The sequence below is a fragment of the Thermoactinomyces sp. CICC 10521 genome, assembly GCF_016055135.1.
Taxonomy (GTDB): domain Bacteria; phylum Bacillota; class Bacilli; order Thermoactinomycetales; family Thermoactinomycetaceae; genus Thermoactinomyces_A; species Thermoactinomyces_A daqus.
This window is the reverse complement of record NZ_JAECVZ010000094.1, coordinates 1-661: the sequence shown is the minus strand read 5'-3', so window position 1 is coordinate 661 and position 661 is coordinate 1. Positions and strand designations below refer to the sequence as shown.

The 661-nt window shown below is 45.7% G+C and carries 1 protein-coding gene, 1 pseudogene and 1 riboswitch; of the genes and pseudogenes, one reads left to right on the top strand and one right to left on the bottom strand.

The window, feature by feature from the left end:
• Positions 1 to 26 precede the first annotated feature (26 nt).
• Positions 27 to 158 (top strand): annotated as a pseudogene (locus tag I8U17_RS18145) (AMP-binding enzyme); the annotation flags it as partial.
• A gap of 54 nt (positions 159 to 212) precedes the next feature.
• Positions 213 to 375: riboswitch (M-box (ykoK) riboswitch) on the top strand.
• Positions 376 to 451: 76 nt separating this feature from the next.
• Here I8U17_RS18145 and I8U17_RS18525 read toward each other — a convergent pair.
• Positions 452 to 661, bottom strand: a 210-nt coding sequence (locus I8U17_RS18525) for a hypothetical protein (RefSeq protein ID WP_232331188.1), incomplete at its 5' end; no start/stop codon positions are given.

The following is a 661-nucleotide window of genomic DNA, read 5'->3' as shown; positions in this document are numbered from 1 at the left end:
TCATCAGCCCGGATGAAATTATTTAATGGGCCAAAGAGCGAATGGCTGCTTATAAATGCCCCCGCCAAATTGAATTTGTCAAAACATTGCCGATGACCAGCAGCGGAAAAATCCTGTGGCGCGAGTTGCAGGAAAAAGAGTTTGGCAAAACAACTTGAAAATTGAGGATTGACTCGTATGGTCCGGCGTTGTATATTGGTGAAGTAATTTAATATCCTATCCGTTAGGTGAGGCTCCTGTACAGAGAGACGCTACTGCCCAAAAATGTCGAGAGACGCCAATGGGTCAACAGGAAAGATCGGCTTAAGGTCTTTTCTAATGTAGCTGGCATAGCCTATGCTGTACAGTGCTAAAACTCAACGAGAGGAAAAATTGGGATGTCGCTGAAGATTGCTTGTTTTGCATGAGCAGTTTTTCAGGGACTCTGTCTGCATGGTGCTAACATAAGCCTTCACGCCCACGCCTCTTGTTGGGGAAGTGAAGGTTTTTTATTGCTCACAAAAACGCTCTGTTTCAAAAAGGAGGTGGAGAACATTCTTACAGACGATCCATTACCGTTACCGTTATTCAGACCTTCACTAGACCATGGCAGGCGGGGATGTTCTCCCTTCCTGCGGCAAAGCTGCAAACAGAGGTGAGCATGATGCTGAACATCTACCAA